Consider the following 21,706-nt stretch of genomic DNA (forward strand, 5'->3'; position numbering starts at 1 on the left):
ATGAACAAAGTCTCATTATTAAATTGCCAGCGGCTTCGTGCTTTGCTGGCACTATCTTTCGGAGCCAGTGGAACACTGGCTTTTTCACCTTTTGGCTTCTGGCCTGCCGCCATTATCTCCTTATTTGGACTACAATTTCTAACGTTAAACAGAACAGTCCGACAAGCCGCATTTATTGCTTTTTTCTGGGGGCTGGGCCTGTTCGGCACAGGTATAAACTGGGTGTATGTCAGCATTGCCAATTTTGGTGGTATGCCAACTGCAGTTAATATTCTGCTAGTCATATTCCTTTCAGCCTATCTCTCACTCTACCCTGCTTTATTTGCTGGCTTACTCAACCGTTTTTTCGCAAAAACAAACGGGTTGAGACTCGCGGTGGTAGCGCCTGCACTATGGCAAGTCACCGAATTCCTGCGTGGCTGGGTTCTGACCGGTTTTCCCTGGCTACAATTCGGCTACAGCCAATTAGACGGCCCAATGGAATCCATCGCACCTATCTTAGGTGTTGAAGCCATCACTTTCCTGTTAATGGCTGTCAGCGGGTTATTAGTTCTGGCTGTCACGCACCGAAAAATTGTCGCTGGTATTATCGCTATCGCCATTCTGCTATTACCTTGGCCAATGCGCCATTATCAGTGGTACAACCTGCTGCCTGAGAAAGCGGTTGATGTGGCACTGGTTCAGGGAAACATCCCACAATCCCTGAAATGGGACCCAAAAATGCTCAGTGAAACCCTGGACATCTATATGGGTAATAGCCTGCCATACATCGGTAAAATACCGATAATCATCTGGCCAGAATCTGCAATTCCTTCACTGGAAAATTACCAACGTAATTTTCTGGCAAAATTGGATATGCTATTACGCAATCAGCACACCAGCCTTATTACCGGTATTGTTGATGAAAGAGCGGTTGATAGTAGCTATAAGACCTATAACAGTTTGATTGTTCTGGGTGATAAAATACCTTATCAATATCCTGCGGCCATCCGCTATGATAAATATCATCTAGTACCATTCGGCGAGTTTGTCCCTCTGGAATCGCTGCTCCGGCCTCTGGCGCCATTCTTCAATTTACCAATGTCTTCATTCAGCCGTGGTAACTACACTCAACCACAACTTTCTGTTGCCGGATATAATCTAACCGCCGCCATTTGTTATGAAATTATACTTGGTGAGCAAGTTCGTGCTAATTTCAAACCAGATACTGAATTCCTGCTGACTGTCTCCAACGATGCCTGGTTTGGTCACTCAATCGGCCCCTGGCAGCATTTCCAAATGGCTCGTATGCGTTCCCTCGAATTAGGACGCCCATTGTTGCGTGGTACAAATAATGGCATTACAGCCGTTATCGGCCCGGATGGGAAAGTGCAGGCGGCACTCCCACAATTTACTCGTAATGTTTTAGAAGCTAAGGTGACACCCGCAATCGGGATGACACCGTATGCACGCTGGGGTAACTGGCCAGTATGGGGAATCACGATATTGTTTACCCTATTTGCACTGATCTATAATCGTCGGCAATCTTGATCCAAATATCCATACAAAAAAAGGGAGCAAAATGGCTCCCTTATATCATGCAGAAACAAATTAACTTTCAATCCATTTTTTCATTCAATTGATAGAAAAAACAAAGGAGTAACAAGTTATGCAAGCAAACCGTCCTCAGCCAGCGGAAATTTCACCAGAACTTTATAGCGCGGTAGCCAAGGTCGATGAATTAACTTACAAATCAACCCTCGGTAAAGAGCTTATCGAACTCGTCAAGGTAAGAGCTTCCCAAATCAATGGCTGTGCCTTTTGTCTTAATATGCATTCCAAAGCTGCCCGTAAAGCAGGAAGCAGCGAGCAAAAACTCTACCTCCTGAGCGCCTGGAAAGAAGCCACTATTTTCACATCACGGGAACGTGCCGCTTTAGGCTGGACAGATGTTTTATCCCGGATTGCCGAAACTGAGGCAAATGACGAACATTTCACCCCATTATTGGCTGAATTCGATGAAAAAGAGATTGTCGATTTGACGTTATTGATCGGCCTGATCAATCTCTGGAATCGTCTGGCAATTGGTATGAAATATACTTTGCCCAATCCCACCATTGACCCCTCCTGATACAATCCGGCATGGTTATTCTGTAATAACTCCAAACAACTGTCACTAGTAGTTAACCATGCCAATTCTCAATAATTAATGTTACAAAAATAACCTAATTAAATGATTTATTGGCATTAATTTTATCCCTCCTTAATTACCTTGGCACGTTAATTTCCCTTATCTCTATGAATAAAAAGGGAAATACTTGTTTCACTAATAAAAACGGGAAAATACACCAAAAGAGTGATAATCACACATCTTGATTGTGCAAAATAAGTAGGATTGTTCATTTATAGTGCGAGACAGCTCCCGAAATGGAAACAATTCATTTTCATTCACTAACCATTTTGTACTATTTTCTAACACTATATGTACATATAACAGCAAATGATCCTTGATTAAAAACAAATCACAGAGAGACTTTTGTAAACATAACATCGTAAACGATAATCACATCAAAGGAGTTGCATATGCGAACGCGTAACCTAGTATTAACCATGATGTTACTTGCCGCGGCAGGGGCTGCTCAAGCCGAAGAATTAACAGGGACACTGAAAAAGATAAAAGATGATGGCGTGATCATTGTGGGACACCGTGAATCCTCCGTACCTTTTTCTTACTACGATAACCAACAAAAAGTCGTCGGTTACTCACAGGATTATTCTAATCTGATTGTTGAATCCGTGAAGAAGAAACTGGACATGCCAAATTTGCAAATAAAATTGATACCCGTGACTTCTCAAAATCGTATCCCACTACTACAAAATGGGACTTATGATTTCGAATGTGGTTCCACCAGCAATAACCTCGAGCGTCAAAAACAAGCCACTTTTTCTAATTCCATCTTTATTGTTAGTACTCGTTTGTTGACTAAAAAAGATTCCGGCGTAAAAGATTTCCCGGATTTAGTTGGTAAAAACGTCGTTGTCACCTCCGGCACGACTTCTGAGATATTGCTGAATAAACTCAACGATGAGAAAAACATGAAAATGCGTATCATCAGCGCAAAAGATCATGGTGACGCATTCCGGACTTTGGAATCCGGTCGCGCAGTAGCCTTTATGATGGATGATGCTCTATTAGCGGGTGAACGCGCGAAAGCGAAAAAGCCCGCTCAGTGGGAAATCGTGGGTAAAGCTCAATCTAAAGAATCTTATGGTTGCATATTACGCAAAGACGATCTTGAGTTCAAAAAGTTGATCGACGAAACCATTATTCAGGCACAAACCTCTGGCATAGCAGAGAAATCATTTGATCGCTGGTTCAAACATCCGATTCCTCCCAAGAATCTGAACTTGAACTTCTCTTTGTCTGATGAAATGAAAGCACTATTTGAATCGCCGAATGATAAGGCACTTAACTAAAAATATAATTAAAAAAATGACAATTTGATTGGCATCACAGGGTGCGAGGTGGCCGTTCCCTACCTCGCTTTTTTTTCTCAGCCAATCAAGTGTTTTCAAGGGATCAAGCCATACCCTTGCAGGGAGTATTATCATGTCAATTAATTGGAACTGGGACATCTTTTTGCAAGCTGCCCCTTTCGGCAATACCACTTATCTCGGCTGGTTGATAGCCGGATTTCAAGTGACAATTGCCTTGTCTATCTGCGCCTGGATTATCGCCTTCGTTGTCGGTTCGCTCTTCGGCATCCTACGTACTGTTCCCAATAAAATATTATCTGGGATAGGGACCTGTTATGTTGAGCTTTTTCGTAACGTACCACTGATCGTTCAGTTTTTTACCTGGTATCTGGTTATGCCTGAGCTGTTGCCGGAAAAAATCAGTATATGGTTTAAGATTGAACTGGATCCTAACATCCAGTTTTTTATTTCGTCCACTATCTGTTTAGGTCTTTTCACCGCTGCACGTGTGTGTGAGCAGGTTCGGGCTGCCATACAGTCATTACCACGCGGTCAGAAAGCAGCAGGGTTGGCAATGGGGTTAACCCTGCCGCAAACCTATCGCTATGTCCTGCTGCCAAATGCTTACCGGGTCATCATTCCACCAATGACGTCAGAAATGATGAATCTGGTAAAAAATTCCGCTATCGCCTCCACTATTGGCCTCGTGGATATGGCGGCACAGGCAGGTAAATTACTCGACTACTCAGCACATGCTTATGAATCATTTACTGCGATTACACTGGCCTATGTCGGAATCAATCTGGTGATTATGCTTGCCATGCACTTGCTTGAGAAGAAAGTGCGTTTACCGGGTAATATTGGAGGTCAATAAATGTACGAATTTGACTGGAGTTCTATTGTTCCCAGTATCCCTTTTCTGCTGCAAGGCTTAGTCATTACAGCAAAAATCACCATTACGGCTATCGTTATCGGTATCCTTTGGGGAACCATACTGGCCGTTATGCGCCTCTCTTCTGTAAAAGCTCTGAGCTGGTTTGCAACTTTATATGTCAATCTGTTCCGTTCTGTACCATTGGTCATGGTACTGTTATGGTTCTATCTGATTGTGCCTAGCCTATTGCAAGATGTTTTGGGAATTTCACCCAAAACAGATATTCGTTTAATTTCAGCAATGGTCGCGTTTGCATTTTTCGAAGCAGCTTACTATTCAGAAATTATCCGTGCGGGAATTCAGAGTATTTCCTGCGGGCAATCTTCGGCGGCACAGGCATTGGGGATGACGTCAATGCAAAGCATGAGACTGGTGATCCTACCTCAGGCATTCCGTGCGATGACCCCGCTGTTGCTGACACAGGGTATTGTGCTGTTTCAAGACACCTCACTGGTGTATGTACTCAGTCTGACGGACTTTTTCCGTACTGCGGCAAATATCGGTGAGCGTGATGGTACTCAGGTTGAAATGATCCTGTTTGCTGGTTTTATTTATTTTATTATTAGTTTTGCCGCATCTATGCTGGTTAACTATTTGAAGAAAAGGACTGTTTGATGATCTCCCTGAAAAATGTATCCAAATGGTATGGCCAATTTCAGGTTCTTGCTGACTGCTCAACTGAAGTTAAAAAAGGTGAAGTCGTTGTGGTCTGTGGCCCATCTGGCTCCGGCAAATCCACCCTGATAAAGACGGTCAATGGTCTGGAATCCATCCAACAGGGTGAAATTCTGGTTAATGACATAAAAGTCAATGACAAAAACACCAATCTGGCGCAATTACGTTCAAAAGTCGGTATGGTGTTCCAGCACTTTGAGCTGTTCCCACACCTCTCCATCATTGAGAATCTTACTCTGGCTCAGGTTAAAGTGCTTAACCGTGATAAAAAAGTGGCAGAAGAAAAAGGGCTGAAACTGCTTGAACGTGTCGGGCTTGCCAGTCAGGCTAACAAATTCCCGTCACAACTTTCCGGTGGTCAGCAACAACGCGTGGCTATCGCCCGTGCACTTTGCATGGACCCTATTGCTATGTTGTTCGACGAACCCACTTCCGCACTTGACCCTGAAATGATCAATGAAGTGCTTGACGTCATGGTGAAGCTGGCGGACGAAGGGATGACCATGATGGTTGTTACCCACGAAATGGGTTTTGCCCGTAAAGTAGCCAATCGGGTTATCTTTATGGATGAAGGCAAAATTGTTGAAGACAGCAAAAAAGCAGATTTCTTTGCTAATCCAAAATCGGATCGTGCCAAAGAGTTTCTGGCTAAAATTCTTCATTAATATTATCTCATTTCCGGTGGTGGTGCCCGTCGCCACCGGATTTTCCCTTAGCCCCCCTGTTGCTTGCGTATCAAATCAGATATGCTATGCCAACCTCATATTTCACCAACTAAATGATTGCTACAAGCGTAGCTTTTTACTCACCATAGGATCATCGGTGTCATGCAAGAACAATACCGTCCAGAAGATATAGAGCCGCAAGTTCAGCTTCACTGGCAAAAGAAGCAAACGTTTAAAGTGACAGAAGACAACAGCAAAGAAAAATATTACTGCCTGTCCATGCTACCTTACCCTTCTGGCCGACTACACATGGGTCACGTCCGTAACTACACTATTGGTGATGTTATCTCTCGTTACCAGCGTATGCTTGGCAAAAATGTCCTGCAACCTATTGGCTGGGATGCATTTGGCCTGCCCGCAGAAGGCGCGGCGGTAAAAAACAACACCGCACCGGCTCCATGGACCTATGCCAACATCGAATATATGAAAGGCCAGTTGAAAACCTTGGGTTTTGGTTACGACTGGGATCGTGAAGTCACTACCTGTACGCCCGAATATTACCGTTGGGAACAGTGGTTTTTCACCAAACTGTATGAAAAGGGCCTGGTTTATAAAAAAACCTCTGCTGTTAACTGGTGCCCCCACGATCTGACCGTTCTGGCCAATGAGCAAGTGGTTGACGGCTGCTGCTGGCGTTGTGACACCAAAGTTGAACGTAAAGAGATTCCACAGTGGTTTATCAAAATCACTGATTATGCCGAAGAGTTGCTAAACGATTTGGATACGCTGGAAGAGTGGCCTGAGCAAGTCAAAACCATGCAACGCAACTGGATTGGTCGCTCTGAAGGTGTAGAAATTACTTTCGATGTGGCTAACAATCAAGAAAAATTGACTGTCTATACCACCCGTCCTGATACATTCCTGGGTGCCACTTATGTCGCGGTTGCCGCTGGTCACCCTCTGGTAAAACAAGCAACAGAAAACAACCCTGAACTGACCGCTTTCATTGATGAGTGCCGTAACACCAAAGTTGCTGAAGCAGATATGGCAACAATGGAGAAGAAAGGCATGGCAACCGGCATGTTTGCTATTCATCCATTAACCAAAGAGAAAGTGGCAATCTGGGTTGCAAACTTCGTTTTGATGGAATACGGCACCGGTGCTGTCATGGCAGTTCCTGGTCACGACCAACGCGATTGGGAATTTGCGACAAAATATAACCTGCCAATCAAAGCCGTTATTCTGGACAGTGAAAACAACGAACCGAATGTTCATGAAGCACCAGTGACAGACAAAAATGTCCTGTTCAACTCCGGAGAATTCAGCGGCCTGAATCACGAAGCTGGTTTCAACGCCATTGCTGATAAATTGGTCGAAATGGGCGTAGGTAGACGTAAAGTCAACTATCGTCTGCGTGATTGGGGGGTTTCCCGTCAGCGTTATTGGGGTGCTCCCATTCCAATGGCAACGTTGGAAGATGGTACCGTTGTGCCGGTTCCAGAAGCTCAACTGCCGGTTATTCTGCCGGAAGACGTCACCATGAATGGTATCACCAGCCCGATTAAAGCGGATCCTGAGTGGGCAAAAACCACTATCAACGGCCAGCCAGCGTTGCGTGAAACAGATACCTTCGATACCTTTATGGAATCTTCCTGGTACTACGCTCGTTACACCTGTCCAGAATATGACAAAGGGATGCTTGATCCGGCGGCGGCTAACTACTGGTTGCCCGTTGATCAATATATCGGTGGTATCGAACACGCTATCATGCACCTGATGTATTTCCGTTTCTTCCACAAACTGATGCGTGACGCTGGTATGGTCAATTCTAATGAGCCAGCAAAACGTCTGCTGTGTCAGGGAATGGTTCTGGCCGATGCTTTCTATCATATTGGCAAAAATGGCGAAAAAGTTTGGGTTTCCCCAGCTGATGCCCTTGTTGAACGTGATGATAAAGGTCGTATCATTAAGGCAACAGACAGAGAAGGCCACAAGCTGGTTTATACCGGCATGAGCAAAATGTCTAAATCCAAAAACAACGGTATTGATCCACAATTGATGGTGGAAAAATATGGTGCCGATACCGTCCGCCTGTTTATGATGTTCGCTGCTCCACCAGAATTGACTCTGGAATGGCAAGAGTCCAGTGTTGAAGGAGCAAACCGCTTCCTGAAACGTGTATGGCGCCTAGTTTATGAACATAGCAGTAAAGGAGCAACTCAGCCGCTGGAGATCACAAATCTGACCGTGGAACAGAAAGATCTGTTCCGTGATCTGCACAAAACCATCGCTAAAGTTACCGATGATGTCGGTCGCCGTCAGGCATTCAACACGGCTATCGCTGCCGTGATGGAATTGATGAATAAACTGACTCGCGCACCACAGGAAACGGAGCAGGATCGCGCTCTGATGCAGGAAGCGCTGTTGGCAGTTGTCCGTATGTTGTCACCAATCACACCTCACGCTTGTTTTACTATGTGGCAAGCTCTGAACGGTGAAGGTGATATCGATACGGCTGACTGGCCACAAGCTGATGAGCAGGCAATGGTTGATGACACCAAACTGGTAGTCATTCAAGTTAACGGTAAAGTACGTGGTCGGGTTACCGTACCCGCAGATTCTACTAAAGAATATGTTCATGATATGGCAGCAAAAGAATATGGGGTGGCGAAATACCTTGAAGACGTCACTATTCGTAAGGTCATCTATGTACCAGGCAAACTGCTGAATCTGGTCGTCGGCTAATAAAGGAGGCAATGTGCGGCATCGTATTTTAACGTTGTTGCTGGGGTTAGCGGTGCTGGTCACCGCTGGCTGCGGTTTTCATCTGCGCGGTACCACTCAGGTACCACCAGAGCTCAAAAAGCTGCAATTAACGAGCAGTGATCCATATGGGCCTCTAACCCGTTCTGTTCGCCAACAACTTCGTCTGAATAACGTCACTATCCTTGAAAGTGGTAGCGCCGAAATCCCTATTCTGAGGCTAATCGGTTCTTCTGAAAATAAAGACACCGTTTCCGTTTTCCAGGATGGTAAGGCTGCTGAACGCCAATTGACACTGTATGTCGATGCACAGGTTATTATGCCAAACGGTAGCATCTACCCGCTTCGATCCAGAGTTGACCGTTCTTTCTTCGACAACCCGTTAGAAGCATTGGCAAAAGATGCTGAAAACGAGATGATCAATCAAGAAATGCGCGAACAGGCTGCACGTCAGTTAGTTCGCCAGTTACTGACTGTTCACAGTGCAGAAAAACAGAAAGCCAGAGAAAAACAAGCGGAACAGCAAGCTGCGCAAGCACAATGATCAAACTCTATCCCGAACAACTGATTTCGCAGCTCAATGAAGGGCTGCGAAACTGTTATCTGATATGGGGCAATGAACCCCTGCTATTACAGGAAAGCCAGGATCATATTCGCAAGGTGGCTGAACAGCACTCTTTCACTGAACACTTCACTTATACTCTGGATAATTATACCGAATGGGATGAAGTATTCAGTGTTTGCCAGTCATTAAGCCTGTTTGCCAGTCGTCAAACACTCACTTTACTGTTGCCGGAAAATGGCCCTAACGCAGTAATGGCTGAACAACTGGTAAAACTGGCGGAATTACTTCATCCGGATATGCTGCTGATATTGCGCGGTTTAAAATTGACCAAGGCTCAGGAGAATAGTAGCTGGTTTAAAACATTAGGGAAAAACGGTGTCTACATCAGTTGTCAAACGCCTGAATTGAACCGTCTGCCTCAATGGGTCGCGCAACGGGCTAAAGTCATGAAACTGACTCTGGAAGAGCAAGCCAATCAACTGCTGTGTTACTGCTATGAAGGAAACTTATTGGCTCTGACTCAGGCTCTTGAGCGGCTCTCCCTGCTATATCCAGATGGTAAACTGACCTTACACCGTATTGAAAATGCGGTGAATGACGCGGCTCACTTTACTCCTTATCACTGGGTAGACTCTCTATTATCAGGTAAGGCAAAACGAGCCTGGCATATTCTGAAACAGTTACAACAGGAAGATTGTGAAGCCGTTATTCTGTTACGTACCCTACAGCGTGAATTGCTGCTGCTACTTACACTAAAGCGCCAGAGCACCACAACTCCTGTAAAAACTCTGTTAGATCAACATCGAATATGGCAAAACCGTCGCCCGTTACTAACAAATGCACTGCAACGCTTAACTCTGCATGATTTACAGCTAGCAATCCATTTACTTGTACAGATGGAACTCCGGATTAAACAGGATTACGGTCAGTCTGTCTGGCCAGATTTAGAAACAATTTCCATGTTGTTATGTGGGAAAACATTACCTGAGAGCTTTTTTAATGCCTCACGCCATTGATTCTACTTGTCCGACACATCCCATTATTCAGGCATTATTTGGTGGAACATTTGACCCCATTCATTATGGGCACTTGCATCCGGTTGAAGCTCTGGCACATCAAACTGGCCTAAAGCAAGTGATTCTACTGCCAAATCACGTCCCCCCTCACCGCCCACAGCCAGAAGCCACCACGCAACAACGGCTTGAAATGGTTCGGTTGGCAGTACAGGATAATCCACTATTCACCATCGACACCCGTGAACTGGAGCGTACCACTCCGTCATACACAATTGATACGTTAGAATCATTCCGTCAGGAGTTTGGTGAAAATAAACCACTGGCATTTATAATCGGCCAGGACTCTTTGTTATCACTACATACCTGGTATCGCTGGCAAGCACTACTGAATATCTGCCATTTGCTGGTTTGTGCTCGTCCCAGTTATCAAACCCAGCTTTCTACAATCGAGATGCGGCAATGGCTTACGCAACATCAAATCGACGATCCCGCTCTGCTCAGTAGCAAACCTAGCGGTTATATCTATCTGGCAGATACGCCACTGTTACATATTTCAGCAACAGATATCCGGCAACGTCACCAGCAAGGGCTAAGTTGTGATGATTTGTTATCCCCTTCAGTACAAAAGTATATAGATTCACAGGGGTTATATCGCCAATAGCGAAATCTGCCCCGATTAGTCACTTAGTTGGCTTACCCTTGGGTGACCTGACATGCTATTATTCCGCACTATTTGATCAATTTTGATAAAAAATAAGGATGAACCTTTTGCAAGGTAAAGAACTCCAACAGTTTGTTATTGATAAACTTGAAGACTCCAAAGCACAGGATATTATTTCTCTGGATGTTCACGGGAAATCCAGCATTACCGATTGCATGATTATCTGCACCGGAACCTCCAACCGCCATCTGATGTCTGTCGCAGATAATCTGGTTGATGACTGTCGTGCGAGTGGTTTGACTCCACTTGGTGTTGAGGGACAGGGCATATCTGACTGGATTGTCGTAGACCTCGGTGAAGTTATTGTCCATGTGATGCAAGAAGAGAGTCGCCGCATGTATGAACTTGAAAAGCTTTGGAGCTGAGTTTGAAGCTGCAATTAGTCGCTGTAGGTACAAAAATGCCGGACTGGATACAGGCCGGCTTTATGGATTATTTGCGCCGTTTTCCAAAAGACATGCCATTTGATCTGGTAGAAATTCCGGCTGGGAAACGAGGCAAAAACGCAGATATTAAACGCATTCTGGAAAAAGAAGGCGAACAAATGCTGGCCGCTGTCGGCAAAAGCAACCGTATTGTCACTCTGGATATTCCGGGTTCCCGTTGGGAAACACCTCAACTGGCGCAACAGCTTGAACATTGGAAACAGGATGGCAGAGATGTCAGTTTGCTGATCGGCGGACCGGAAGGTCTTGCGCCAGCATGTAAAGCCGCCGCAGAACAAAGCTGGTCACTGTCGCCATTGACCTTGCCCCATCCTTTGGTTCGGGTTTTAGTTGCAGAAAGCCTGTACCGAGCATGGAGTATTACCACCAATCATCCCTATCATCGGGAATAATTTGGTTACCAAAGGATTAAAGCGAATTCTGGCAATGGGATGAAAAATAAACGTACCCCTTTTCGTGATTACACGGCTGAATCAGCCCTGTTTGCCCGCCGCGCATTGGTGGCGTTTATTGTCATTCTGGTACTGACGGGTGTCTTGGCTGCCAATCTTTATCATTTACAAATCACCCGCCATGAAGACTACCAAACCCGCTCAAACGAAAACCGCATTAAACTGGTTCCAATCGCGCCAAGCCGGGGTATTATTTATGACCGTAAAGGCACACCATTAGCGCTTAACCGAACAATTTACCAGTTGGAAATTGTACCTGAAAAGGTAGAACATCTTGAGCAAACGCTAAATGATTTACGGAATGTTATCGATCTGACTGACGAAGACATTGCCAACTTTGAAAAAGAACGTAAGCGCTCACGCCGTTTTACCTCTATCCCATTGAAAACGTCGCTTGATCATATTCAAGTAGCGCGTTTTGCTGTTAACCAGTACCGTTTCCCCGGCCTTGAAATAAAAGGCTATCAACGCCGTTTCTACCCTTATGGTTCAGCATTGACTCATATCATTGGCTATGTCGCTAAAATTAACGATAAAGATGTGGAACGATTGGATAAGGAAGGTATTTTACCCAATTATGCAGCCACCCATGATATCGGCAAGCTGGGTATTGAACGCTATTATGAGTCTGTTTTACACGGTAGAACCGGTTATGAAGAAGTCGAAGTCAATAATCGTGGACGTGTGATACGTCAATTACATGAACAACCACCACAGGCCGGACAGGATATTTATCTGACTCTCGATCTTGAATTGCAGATCTATATTGAGAAACTTCTCACAACCAGCCGGGCCGCAGTCGTTGTCAGTGATCCACGTAATGGGGAAATTCTGGCCTTGGTATCTAACCCAAGTTATGACCCAAACCTGTTCGTAAACGGTATCTCCAATAAGAACTATCAGGAATTATTAAACAACCCTGACCGACCGCTTATTAATCGTGCGACTCAAGGGATCTATCCTCCTGCTTCAACAGTTAAACCTTTCATTACCGTTGCAGCACTTAGCACAAGCGTTATCAATAAAAATACAACCATTTTTGATCCGGGCTGGTGGCAATTGCCAGGTTCAGAAAAACGCTATCGTGACTGGAAACGCTGGGGGCATGGTAGTCTCAATGTATATAGAGCCATTGTGGAATCTGCGGATACTTTCTTCTATCAAGTTGCCTACGACATGGGCATTGATCGTCTGTCTGAGTGGATGACCAAATTTGGTTATGGCGAATACACAGGAATCGACTTGGCTGAAGAACGCACAGGGATCATGCCGACCCGCGAATGGAAGCAAAAAAAATATAAAAAACCTTGGTATCAAGGAGATACTATTCCTGTGGGTATCGGCCAAGGATATTGGACAGCAACCCCCATTCAAATGGTCAAGGCGCTGACAACCTTAATTAATGACGGTAATGTGAAAACGCCACATCTGTTGCTAGGTAAAAAGTTGAAAGGTGAAATGATACCTTATCAACAAACAGAAAATATTCAGATCGGTGATATTCATTCAGGGTACTGGGAACTGGCGAAAAGTGGCATGTATGGTGTTGCTAACCTACCAAATGGTACCGGCCACAAGAGTTTTACCGGCACACCGTATAAAGCGGCCGCCAAATCAGGAACAGCACAGGTCTATAGTTATGAAACTTACAATGCCAGTAAAATTGCTGAACATTTACGGGATCACAAACTGATGATTGCTTTCGCCCCTTATGAAAATCCGACAGTAGCCCTTTCCATTATTTTAGAGAATGGTGGGGCAGGTCCGGCAGTGGGAAGCCTTGTCCGCCAAATCCTCGACCATGTATTATTAGGGGATAACAATACAATATTACCGGATGCTGCCCCTGCACCACCCGGAACAGAAAATGACTGAATAACACCATGACAGAAAACCAGAAAAAGGTTCCTCTCTGGACCAGATTACATATCGACCCGCCATTGCTGCTGTGCATTCTGGCACTACTGGTATACAGCGCTTTTGTTATGTGGAGCGCCAGCGGTCAAGATATGGGGATGATGGAGCGCAGAATCGGCCAAATTGGTGCCGGATTTATTGTTATGATCATTATGGCGCAGATCCCACCAAGAGTTTATGAGAGCTGGGCACCTTATCTATATATTGTTTGTGTCATTTTACTGATTTTTGTCGATGCTTTCGGGCAGATCAGCAAAGGGGCACAACGCTGGCTTGATCTGGGGATCATCCGTTTCCAGCCTTCTGAAATCGCCAAGATCGCAGTACCACTGATGATTGCCCGTTTTATGAACCGCGATTTATGCCCTCCATCGCTGAAAAATACCACTATCGCATTAATGCTGATTTTTCTACCCACTTTATTGGTTGCCGCCCAACCAGACTTGGGTACTTCAATTCTGGTCGCGGCTTCCGGTCTGTTTGTCCTGTTCCTTGCAGGAATGAGCTGGCGGCTGATTGGCATTGCGGCTCTGTTATTATCCTGCTTTGTCCCTATTTTGTGGTTCTTTCTGATGCATGGATACCAGCGTGATCGCGTAATGATGTTACTTGATCCAGAAACTGACCCATTGGGTAAGGGTTACCACATCATTCAATCGAAAATCGCTATTGGCTCCGGAGGCTTATCAGGTAAAGGCTGGTTGCTCGGGACACAATCTCAGCTGGAATTTCTTCCAGAACGCCATACTGACTTCATATTTGCCGTGCTATCGGAAGAGCTTGGTTTGATTGGCGTGCTACTGTTATTAACATTATATTTGTTATTAATTATGCGCGGACTGGTCATCGCAACCAGAGCACAGAATACTTTTGGCCGGGTCATGGTTGGCGGCCTGATGCTAATCTTGTTTGTTTATATTTTCGTAAATATCGGCATGGTGAGCGGTATCCTGCCTGTGGTAGGGGTTCCTCTGCCATTTGTCAGTTATGGCGGTTCAGCATTGATCGTCTTAATGGCTGGTTTCGGAATTATAATGTCGATTCACACACACCGAAAATTATTATCTAAAAGTTTATAGAGAAGAGGTTTCAATGCGTCAACACTGGCTTATACTCGGCATGATTGTGGCTTCATTATCCGGCTGTACCACTCCTGACGAGCAAAAATCTTCCCCGTTACCGACAGTACCAACGCAAGATGTTTTGGGTGCAGAGCCTCATTATGAGCCTTATCACCCCAGCGCTAATAATGATTATCAGATGAACGGACATACTTATCATATTGTTCAAGACCCATCTCAGTTCAGTGAAACGGGTTATGCCAGTTGGTATGGTGCAGAATCCAGTGGCAAAATGACAGCGATTGGTGAGCATTTCAATCCTTATGCTCTGACGGCAGCCCACCCCACCCTACCAATTCCGAGCTATGTTCGCGTGACCAACTTAAGTAATGGCCGTATGATGGTTGTCAGAATCAATGATCGTGGTCCTTATAAACAAGGGCGGATTATCGACCTGTCAAAAGCTTCTGCTGAACGCTTGAACTTGACTCAAAGTACCAAAGTTAAGATTGATTTTATTCAGGTTGCCCAAGATGGTTCTTTATCTGGTCCCGGTACTGTCGGCAGTCAAATAGTTAAACAAAGTTATGCGCTACCCGGCAGGCCAATTCTAACAACAGGGCCACTGGGAACACCCACAATGGAGCATGTTCCGAATCAAATGAGCAGCCAGCCTTTGGCAAATCAGCCGGTGGAGCAAACACAACCGTTAACAGTACAATCGGAAGTCACTGGGCAACTACCGGCAATGAAGTTACAACCGCCTAAACCTGTGACGAACAGTGCACCAACCACGACAGCACCAACCTCTTCAACAAATGGTTTTATGGTCCAGGTTGGTGCTGTTAGCAGTGAACAACGAGCAAAAGAGTGGCAACAAACCCTGGAACAACGCTTTAATGTTCAAGGACGAATAACCCAATATAGCAACGTTTATCGTGTACAATTGGGGCCATTCAACAATCGCCAGCAAGCTACCGATTTACAACAGAAGCTGGCTGATCAAATACAACAATCCTCCTTTATCGTCAGTCCTTAATTGTTCGCTTACTGATATCTGACTTTAGTTCAGATATCAGTAAGCGAGGTAAAAAAATGTAAACCTGTTGCTTGTTAAAATTTGCCAATGTCAGTATTTTTTTTCATTTGCTATGATGTGGCCCGATATCAACCTTTTCTCACGGATGTTGTCCAACCGACCATGAAATATACAACCACTTCTCGTTTTATAAAAAGTGCCGCCCTGGGTATTGCACTGGCAATAAGTGCTTCTGCCTTTGCCAATGGGAACGATGTAAACCTGAAAACGATGATCCCAGGCGTGCCTCAGATTGATGCTGAAGCTTATATTCTTATCGACTATAACTCAGGCAAAGTTCTGGCTGAGATGAACGCAGACACACACCGTGACCCTGCCAGTTTGACAAAAATGATGACCAGTTACGTTATTGGTCAGGCAATCAAATCAGGCAAAATCGGCCCAAATGATATGGTCACTGTTGGCACTGATGCATGGGCAACAGGTAATCCGGTATTTAAAGGCTCCTCCCTGATGTTCCTTAAACCAAGAGATCAGGTCTCAGTTTCTATGTTATCTCGCGGTATAAACCTGCAATCCGGCAACGATGCCTGTGTTGCAATGGCGGATTATGTTGCTGGCAGCCAAGAGTCTTTCGTTAATCTAATGAACGGTTATGTAAAATCTCTTGGCTTACAGAATACATATTTTAAAACTGTTCATGGTCTGGATGCGGAAGGCCAATACAGCTCTGCCCGTGATATGGCGCTGATTGGTCAGGCACTGATCCGCGATGTTCCTGAAGAGTATGCTATCTATAAAGAGAAAGAATTTACCTACAATAATATCCGTCAAACAAACCGGAACGGCTTATTGTGGGATAAAAGCCTGAATGTAGATGGTATAAAAACCGGCCACACAAATGCCGCAGGCTATAATCTGGTTGCTTCTGCAACGGAAGGTGATATGCGTTTGATTTCTGCGGTATTAGGCGGCCATACTTATAAGGGCCGTGAAACAGAGAGCAAGAAACTGCTGACCTGGGGGTTTCGTTTCTTTGAAACTGTCGCGCCACTGAAAGCCGGCAAAGAATTCGCTTCTGAACCGGTTTGGTTCGGAGACAACGATAGGGTTCAGCTAAGCGTTAATAAAGATGTTTATCTGACTATTCCCCGCGGTCGTCTGAAAGATTTGAAAGCCAGCTACGTCATGAATAATACTGAACTACATGCACCGCTAGCAAAAAATCAGGTCGTCGGTACCATCAATTTTCAACTAGATGGCAAGACTGTCGAACAGCGCTCATTAGTCGTTATGAACGAAGTGAAAGAAGGCAGCATCTTCAGTCGTTTTATCGATTACATCAAACTGCTATTTCATCATTGGTTTGGCTAATCCTTGAAATAGTTAAACGACAAAAAAACATAACCCAAGAAACGAGCCAGACTACAATCTGACCGCAATAAAAATCCCCGCGATTCAGGCGGGGAAGATATCGGATTTTACAGAAGACTGACCGTACGTATTGCGGAAAGCAAAACAGGAGCGCCCATGAAAACGAAATTAAATGAACTGCTTGAGTTCCCTTGTTCATTCACTTACAAAGTGATGGGTCTAGCTGAACCAGAGCTAGTCAATCAGGTCGTTGAAGTAGTTCAGCGCCATGCGCCGGGCGATTACTCTCCACAAGTGAAGCCAAGCAGCAAAGGCAACTATCACTCCGTATCCATTACTATTAATGCAACTCACATTGAACAAGTAGAAACTCTGTATGAAGAGTTAGGTAACCTTGAACTGGTACGGGTAGTGTTGTAATACAAACCAGAAAAATCCCCTGTAATTTCACGGGGGACTCTTTATCTATCAGAAACACCACAGTTTCAAGTGGACTAAACTGGTGAGAATCTCTTCTGAGGGTTATACTGACCAAATCTTATAGCTATCAAATGATGTTTCAATTGCAACATAAAACGATCTTCTTACGCCAATTAGGAATACAACCCTACGAGCCGATTTCTGATGCAATGCACTTGTTTACTGAGCAGCGAGATACTGATACACCCGATGAAATCTGGCTGGTACAGCATCCAAAAGTGTTTACTCAGGGGCAAGCAGGTAAGTCTGAACATCTGCTATCTCTCGGTGATATCCCGGTTATTCAATCCGATCGCGGTGGGCAAGTCACTTATCATGGTCCTGGTCAGCAGGTTATGTATATCATGATTGACATCAAACGCGCCAAAATTGGTATACGGCAACTGGTTACAGCAATAGAGGATACCGTGGTTAAAACACTTGCTCACTTTGGTGTACAAGCTTATGCCCGTCCGGATGCTCCAGGTGTTTATGTCGAGGAAGCTAAAATCTGCTCTCTAGGATTACGAATACGTAAAGGCTGCTCTTTCCACGGTCTGGCACTTAATATCGCAATGGATTTAGAACCATTTCTGCGTATTAATCCCTGTGGCTATGCCGGCATGAGAATGATCCAACTCAGTGATTTAGTCCCCGGAATTACTGTTGAGCAAATACAACCTATTTTGGTAGAAGAATTTTGCCAACAGTTGGGATTTAAACTGAATAGTTAAAGATGCTATAATTTTTTAACATTTTTCAAAAAATTTTTAATGGATTTATCATGCAGTAAGCTGAATGATAAATCTCAACCTGATGAATTTAACACTGGAACCAGCACGATTATGAGTAAACCAATTCAGATGGAACGCGGAGTTAAGTACCGTGACGCAGACAAAATGGCGCTGATCCCTGTCAAAACAGTGATGACCGAACGTACAGAAATCTTGCGTAAACCTGAGTGGATGAAAATCAAACTTCCTGCGGATTCCAGCCGCATTCAGGGTATCAAATCGGCAATGCGCAAAAATGGTCTGCATTCCGTCTGTGAAGAAGCTTCCTGCCCTAACCTGGCTGAATGTTTCAATCACGGTACAGCAACTTTTATGATCCTTGGCGCAATCTGTACCCGCCGTTGCCCTTTCTGTGATGTAGCCCACGGCCGTCCAATAGCACCCGATACCAACGAACCCGTAAAACTGGCACAAACCATCAAAGATATGGCACTACGCTATGTCGTCATCACCTCCGTTGACCGTGATGACCTGCGTGACGGTGGTGCTCAACACTTTGCTGACTGCATCTCTGCTATTCGTGAAAAAAATCCATCCATTAAAATTGAAACCTTGGTTCCTGATTTCCGTGGACGTATGGATCGTGCACTTGAAATATTGACAGCGACACCCCCTGACGTATTTAACCATAACCTGGAAAACGTACCACGGGTTTACCGTCAGGTACGCCCTGGCGCAAATTATGAGTGGTCACTGAAATTGCTCGAAAAGTTCAAAGAAGCCCATCCCGATATTCCGACCAAATCTGGCCTGATGGTAGGTCTTGGTGAAACCAACGAAGAAATTCTTGATGTTATGCGTGATCTGCGTCGCCATGGTGTCACTATGCTAACTCTGGGCCAATATCTACAACCCAGCCGTCATCATTTACCGGTACAGCGCTACGTCAGCCCACAGGAATTTGATGAAATGAAAGAAGAAGCTCTGGCTATGGGATTCAGCCATGCTGCCTGCGGACCATTCGTCCGTTCTTCTTACCACGCTGATTTACAAGCCAGAGGCGAAGAAGTCAAATAGTCATAAGATTTACTATGATTAATATTATGTTGGCTGTCTTTATTGGTGGTGGCTTAGGCAGTGTATTACGCTGGTTTATCAGCCTCCGCCTTAATAGTATTTCTACTAACATCGCGGTTGGCACCCTTACCGTTAACTGTATTGGTGCGTTGATCATCGGGCTGGGATTAGCCTATTTTAATAAATCCGCCCATCTTGATCCGGTCTGGAAACTCATGCTAACCACCGGTTTTTGCGGCGGTTTAACAACTTTTTCCACGTTTTCTGTTGAAGTCGCTTATTTGTTACTGGATGGAAAACTGGGATGGGCATTGGGAACAGTTTTACTTAATCTTTTCGGCTCATTACTGATGACCATTTTAGCTTTCGCATTGATGAACGAGCTTTGAATTTAAAATTATGCACGCTCACAAAAATCAAAAAAAACCCGTTGATACAACGGGTTTTTCAAAATACGGAGTTAAAATCAGATAGCGACAACGTTTACAGCAGATGGACCTTTAGCGCCGTCAGTGATTTCAAACTCTACCTTTTGACCTTCTGCCAGAGTTTTAAATCCGTTGCTCTGAATAGCAGAGAAATGCACAAATACGTCTTTGCTACCATCTTCTGGAGTGATAAACCCGAATCCTTTAGATTCATTAAACCACTTAACGTTACCTTTAATTTTTGACATCAAACTTACCTTTAACGTGAAAATAAGACACAAAACCTGTGTCATATACAGTACAGCAAATAAATTGGTTCATTGTCTACAACCAAGATCACGAAAAGCATAATAAAATACAATAGATCTTATCTTTTATTTAGTTTTGCTGCCAAATAATGCACATATGTAAATATTCTATCACCTTCCTTGGTCTTTTATCAGGCAATTTATTAAGCAAGCAAACTGTTATGCTTTTTCATGTTCCAATAACCAGCTTTTAATATTCAGACCACCGGTATACCCCACCAATTTACCATCATGTCCAATAACACGGTGGCAAGGTACGATTAATGAGATAGGATTACGAGAATTAGCCATTCCTACAGCACGACAATAATTAACTGAACCTAATGCCAATGATAGTTGCTTATAACTCCACACTTCGCCAAACGGGATCTGACATAACTGCGACCATACACGCTGCTGGAATTCAGTTCCTGTCGGATTGAGTGGAACAGAAAACGCAGTACGTTTACCCGTGAAATACCCCCGTAGCTCCTTCACGCACTGTTTAGTAGTATCATTTTTCACTTCAGGCGCTGTTTTTTCATCAACAAAATACAGACTAGTCACTCCCTTATCATCCGCAGTGATATGAATATACAGTTTCGGAAATCCTTTAGGTGTATCAAAATACTGATGATACATAGCCTCCTCCTCCATTGAAAAAATATCAATCATTATAGGGATTAGAGTAAATCGTCTTTTCAATAAATTGCAATGATGAATTCAGTTGCTCCCTTACCACCGACTAGAAAACTTAAATTTTCCCGATAGGGGAAATGTCTCCCAGCCAATAGAGAATAAACAACACCGCAATTTTGATGACAGTCACTCAATGTAAAATTAACACTATATATAGTATGGTTGAAATAAAATTTCACCACATATAGTATAAATCAAGTTATAGCCTTTTAGGAAATGGTTACCTGTGAATCAAATTTCGTCATTACACACTCACGAACTGAAAAAGGAGTCATTAATGAGCATTACTATTTATAGCAAACCTGACTGCGTACAATGCAACGCAACCTACCAAGCTCTAAACCAAAGAAATATTCCCTATCAGATTATTGACTTAACCGAAAATCAACAGGCTTTAGCGACTGTCCGCACTATGGGTTACCTGCAAGTTCCCGTAGTCGTTGCAGGTACACAACATTGGTCAGGGTTCCGCCCTGATAAAATCAATGCGTTATCTGAGAATTTGTAGGTTTATTATGACTATGAATCCGCTGGTCTACTTCTCCAGTTCATCCGGAAATAGCTACAGATTTGTCCAAAAACTAAAGATGCCAGCGCTTCGTATTCCGATAAATCAATCAGGCAGTCTGCTCAATGTCACTTCACCTTACATTTTACTGATACCAAGTTATGGTGGTGGCCGTGCTAAAGGCGCGGTTCCACCACAAGTGATCCAGTTTCTAAATGTTGCCGAAAACCGGGCGCTAATTCGGGGAGTCATCGCCGCCGGGAATACAAACTTTGGCGAAGCTTACGGTATCGCCGGACGGATAATTTCAGAAAAATGTCAGATACCACTCCTATACCGTTTTGAACTATTGGGTACTGAAGAAGATGTACACCAAGTACGCCAGGGTATCCAAAGATTCTGGCAACATTACTCACCAGAGAATATATAA

24 protein-coding genes are annotated in these 21,706 nt (G+C 44.3%); 22 read left to right on the top strand and 2 right to left on the bottom strand.

What is annotated here, in order from left to right:
* The 20 genes from lnt to crcB all read left to right on the top strand — a co-directional run bounded on the left by lnt (window position 1) and on the right by crcB (window position 19,743).
* Complete coding sequence (gene lnt / locus ACUN2T_RS19825; RefSeq protein WP_445494650.1) at window positions 1-1,530, top strand: apolipoprotein N-acyltransferase; 1,530 nt, start codon at window positions 1-3, stop codon at window positions 1,528-1,530.
* 118 nt (window positions 1,531-1,648) lie between these two features.
* Window positions 1,649-2,110, top strand: a complete 462-nt coding sequence (locus ACUN2T_RS19830; RefSeq protein WP_445494651.1) for a carboxymuconolactone decarboxylase family protein — start codon at window positions 1,649-1,651, stop codon at window positions 2,108-2,110.
* A 452-nt stretch (window positions 2,111-2,562) separates the two neighbouring features.
* Window positions 2,563-3,456: a glutamate/aspartate ABC transporter substrate-binding protein gene (locus tag ACUN2T_RS19835; RefSeq protein ID WP_445494652.1), complete on the top strand. Its 894-nt coding sequence runs from the start codon at window positions 2,563-2,565 to the stop codon at window positions 3,454-3,456.
* A gap of 133 nt (window positions 3,457-3,589) precedes the next feature.
* Complete coding sequence (locus ACUN2T_RS19840) at window positions 3,590-4,330, top strand: amino acid ABC transporter permease (RefSeq protein WP_046973647.1); 741 nt, start codon at window positions 3,590-3,592, stop codon at window positions 4,328-4,330.
* Window positions 4,331-5,005 carry a glutamate/aspartate ABC transporter permease GltK gene (gene gltK / locus ACUN2T_RS19845; RefSeq protein ID WP_445494654.1) on the top strand — a complete coding sequence of 225 codons (675 nt, stop codon included), beginning with the start codon at window positions 4,331-4,333 and terminating at the stop codon, window positions 5,003-5,005.
* Window positions 5,005-5,730, top strand: a complete 726-nt coding sequence (locus ACUN2T_RS19850) for an amino acid ABC transporter ATP-binding protein (RefSeq protein WP_445494655.1) — start codon at window positions 5,005-5,007, stop codon at window positions 5,728-5,730. Before gltK ends, ACUN2T_RS19850 begins: the two co-directional genes overlap by 1 nt.
* 162 nt (window positions 5,731-5,892) lie before the next feature.
* On the top strand, window positions 5,893-8,475 hold the full coding sequence (gene leuS / locus ACUN2T_RS19855; RefSeq protein ID WP_445494656.1) for a leucine--tRNA ligase: 2,583 nt from the start codon (window positions 5,893-5,895) through the stop codon (window positions 8,473-8,475).
* Window positions 8,476-8,488: 13 nt separating this feature from the next.
* Window positions 8,489-9,037 carry an LPS assembly lipoprotein LptE gene (gene lptE / locus ACUN2T_RS19860; protein ID WP_445494657.1) on the top strand — a complete coding sequence of 183 codons (549 nt, stop codon included), beginning with the start codon at window positions 8,489-8,491 and terminating at the stop codon, window positions 9,035-9,037.
* A complete protein-coding gene (holA, locus tag ACUN2T_RS19865) occupies window positions 9,034-10,074 on the top strand; it encodes a DNA polymerase III subunit delta (protein WP_445494659.1) in 1,041 nt (346 codons plus the stop codon). The genes lptE and holA overlap by 4 nt, the downstream gene beginning before the upstream one ends.
* Complete coding sequence (gene nadD / locus ACUN2T_RS19870) at window positions 10,058-10,735, top strand: nicotinate-nucleotide adenylyltransferase (protein WP_445494661.1); 678 nt, start codon at window positions 10,058-10,060, stop codon at window positions 10,733-10,735. The genes holA and nadD overlap by 17 nt, the downstream gene beginning before the upstream one ends.
* Before the next feature lie 98 nt (window positions 10,736-10,833).
* The gene (gene rsfS / locus ACUN2T_RS19875) at window positions 10,834-11,160 is read left to right on the top strand and encodes a ribosome silencing factor (RefSeq protein ID WP_081704199.1); all 327 of its coding nucleotides are present in this window, start codon (window positions 10,834-10,836) and stop codon (window positions 11,158-11,160) included.
* Window positions 11,161-11,162: 2 nt separating this feature from the next.
* The gene (rlmH, locus tag ACUN2T_RS19880) at window positions 11,163-11,633 is read left to right on the top strand and encodes a 23S rRNA (pseudouridine(1915)-N(3))-methyltransferase RlmH (protein WP_015835282.1); all 471 of its coding nucleotides are present in this window, start codon (window positions 11,163-11,165) and stop codon (window positions 11,631-11,633) included.
* Window positions 11,634-11,672: 39 nt separating this feature from the next.
* A complete protein-coding gene (gene mrdA / locus ACUN2T_RS19885; protein WP_445494662.1) occupies window positions 11,673-13,568 on the top strand; it encodes a peptidoglycan DD-transpeptidase MrdA in 1,896 nt (631 codons plus the stop codon).
* 8 nt (window positions 13,569-13,576) lie between these two features.
* The gene (gene mrdB, locus ACUN2T_RS19890; protein WP_445494664.1) at window positions 13,577-14,689 is read left to right on the top strand and encodes a peptidoglycan glycosyltransferase MrdB; all 1,113 of its coding nucleotides are present in this window, start codon (window positions 13,577-13,579) and stop codon (window positions 14,687-14,689) included.
* Between the two features lie 13 nt (window positions 14,690-14,702).
* On the top strand, window positions 14,703-15,710 hold the full coding sequence (gene rlpA / locus ACUN2T_RS19895) for an endolytic peptidoglycan transglycosylase RlpA (RefSeq protein WP_445494665.1): 1,008 nt from the start codon (window positions 14,703-14,705) through the stop codon (window positions 15,708-15,710).
* Window positions 15,711-15,872: 162 nt separating this feature from the next.
* Window positions 15,873-17,084, top strand: coding sequence for a D-alanyl-D-alanine carboxypeptidase DacA (gene dacA / locus ACUN2T_RS19900; protein ID WP_445494666.1), 1,212 nt, complete (start codon window positions 15,873-15,875; stop codon window positions 17,082-17,084).
* Window positions 17,085-17,240: 156 nt separating this feature from the next.
* The gene (ybeD, locus tag ACUN2T_RS19905) at window positions 17,241-17,504 is read left to right on the top strand and encodes a DUF493 family protein YbeD (RefSeq protein WP_011145617.1); all 264 of its coding nucleotides are present in this window, start codon (window positions 17,241-17,243) and stop codon (window positions 17,502-17,504) included.
* 131 nt (window positions 17,505-17,635) lie between these two features.
* Entirely contained in the window at window positions 17,636-18,277 is a 642-nt protein-coding gene (gene lipB / locus ACUN2T_RS19910) for a lipoyl(octanoyl) transferase LipB (protein WP_445494667.1), read from the top strand.
* A gap of 111 nt (window positions 18,278-18,388) precedes the next feature.
* A complete protein-coding gene (gene lipA / locus ACUN2T_RS19915) occupies window positions 18,389-19,354 on the top strand; it encodes a lipoyl synthase (protein WP_445494668.1) in 966 nt (321 codons plus the stop codon).
* A 14-nt stretch (window positions 19,355-19,368) separates the two neighbouring features.
* A complete protein-coding gene (crcB, locus tag ACUN2T_RS19920; protein WP_445494669.1) occupies window positions 19,369-19,743 on the top strand; it encodes a fluoride efflux transporter CrcB in 375 nt (124 codons plus the stop codon).
* A gap of 77 nt (window positions 19,744-19,820) precedes the next feature.
* On the opposite strand, the gene cspE is transcribed toward crcB, so the two are convergent.
* Both cspE and ACUN2T_RS19930 read right to left on the bottom strand, forming a co-directional pair.
* Window positions 19,821-20,030 carry a transcription antiterminator/RNA stability regulator CspE gene (gene cspE, locus ACUN2T_RS19925; RefSeq protein WP_021323071.1) on the bottom strand — a complete coding sequence of 70 codons (210 nt, stop codon included), beginning with the start codon at window positions 20,028-20,030 and terminating at the stop codon, window positions 19,821-19,823.
* A 219-nt stretch (window positions 20,031-20,249) separates the two neighbouring features.
* Window positions 20,250-20,711, bottom strand: a complete 462-nt coding sequence (locus tag ACUN2T_RS19930) for a methylated-DNA--[protein]-cysteine S-methyltransferase (protein ID WP_445494670.1) — start codon at window positions 20,709-20,711, stop codon at window positions 20,250-20,252.
* A 334-nt stretch (window positions 20,712-21,045) separates the two neighbouring features.
* Between ACUN2T_RS19930 and nrdH the strand changes: the two genes are divergently transcribed.
* Together nrdH and nrdI are read left to right on the top strand one after the other, a co-directional pair.
* Window positions 21,046-21,276: a glutaredoxin-like protein NrdH gene (gene nrdH / locus ACUN2T_RS19935; protein WP_445494671.1), complete on the top strand. Its 231-nt coding sequence runs from the start codon at window positions 21,046-21,048 to the stop codon at window positions 21,274-21,276.
* A gap of 13 nt (window positions 21,277-21,289) precedes the next feature.
* Window positions 21,290-21,706 (top strand): class Ib ribonucleoside-diphosphate reductase assembly flavoprotein NrdI, encoded by a 417-nt coding sequence (gene nrdI, locus ACUN2T_RS19940; RefSeq protein WP_445497934.1) that lies wholly within the window; start codon window positions 21,290-21,292, stop codon window positions 21,704-21,706.

This window comes from Photorhabdus machadonis (assembly GCF_052657765.1).

Coding starts and splice junctions, on each gene's coding strand:
- lnt (WP_445494650.1), top strand. CDS start 1: ATGAACAAAGTCTCATTATTAAATTGCCAGCGGCTTCGTGCTTTGCTG.
- ACUN2T_RS19830 (WP_445494651.1), top strand. CDS start 1,649: ATGCAAGCAAACCGTCCTCAGCCAGCGGAAATTTCACCAGAACTTTAT.
- ACUN2T_RS19835 (WP_445494652.1), top strand. CDS start 2,563: ATGCGAACGCGTAACCTAGTATTAACCATGATGTTACTTGCCGCGGCA.
- ACUN2T_RS19840 (WP_046973647.1), top strand. CDS start 3,590: ATGTCAATTAATTGGAACTGGGACATCTTTTTGCAAGCTGCCCCTTTC.
- gltK (WP_445494654.1), top strand. CDS start 4,331: ATGTACGAATTTGACTGGAGTTCTATTGTTCCCAGTATCCCTTTTCTG.
- ACUN2T_RS19850 (WP_445494655.1), top strand. CDS start 5,005: ATGATCTCCCTGAAAAATGTATCCAAATGGTATGGCCAATTTCAGGTT.
- leuS (WP_445494656.1), top strand. CDS start 5,893: ATGCAAGAACAATACCGTCCAGAAGATATAGAGCCGCAAGTTCAGCTT.
- holA (WP_445494659.1), top strand. CDS start 9,034: ATGATCAAACTCTATCCCGAACAACTGATTTCGCAGCTCAATGAAGGG.
- nadD (WP_445494661.1), top strand. CDS start 10,058: ATGCCTCACGCCATTGATTCTACTTGTCCGACACATCCCATTATTCAG.
- rsfS (WP_081704199.1), top strand. CDS start 10,834: ATGAACCTTTTGCAAGGTAAAGAACTCCAACAGTTTGTTATTGATAAA.
- mrdA (WP_445494662.1), top strand. CDS start 11,673: ATGAAAAATAAACGTACCCCTTTTCGTGATTACACGGCTGAATCAGCC.
- mrdB (WP_445494664.1), top strand. CDS start 13,577: ATGACAGAAAACCAGAAAAAGGTTCCTCTCTGGACCAGATTACATATC.
- rlpA (WP_445494665.1), top strand. CDS start 14,703: ATGCGTCAACACTGGCTTATACTCGGCATGATTGTGGCTTCATTATCC.
- dacA (WP_445494666.1), top strand. CDS start 15,873: ATGAAATATACAACCACTTCTCGTTTTATAAAAAGTGCCGCCCTGGGT.
- ybeD (WP_011145617.1), top strand. CDS start 17,241: ATGAAAACGAAATTAAATGAACTGCTTGAGTTCCCTTGTTCATTCACT.
- lipB (WP_445494667.1), top strand. CDS start 17,636: ATGATGTTTCAATTGCAACATAAAACGATCTTCTTACGCCAATTAGGA.
- lipA (WP_445494668.1), top strand. CDS start 18,389: ATGAGTAAACCAATTCAGATGGAACGCGGAGTTAAGTACCGTGACGCA.
- crcB (WP_445494669.1), top strand. CDS start 19,369: ATGATTAATATTATGTTGGCTGTCTTTATTGGTGGTGGCTTAGGCAGT.
- cspE (WP_021323071.1), bottom strand. CDS start 20,030: ATGTCAAAAATTAAAGGTAACGTTAAGTGGTTTAATGAATCTAAAGGA.
- ACUN2T_RS19930 (WP_445494670.1), bottom strand. CDS start 20,711: ATGTATCATCAGTATTTTGATACACCTAAAGGATTTCCGAAACTGTAT.
- nrdH (WP_445494671.1), top strand. CDS start 21,046: ATGAGCATTACTATTTATAGCAAACCTGACTGCGTACAATGCAACGCA.
- nrdI (WP_445497934.1), top strand. CDS start 21,290: ATGAATCCGCTGGTCTACTTCTCCAGTTCATCCGGAAATAGCTACAGA.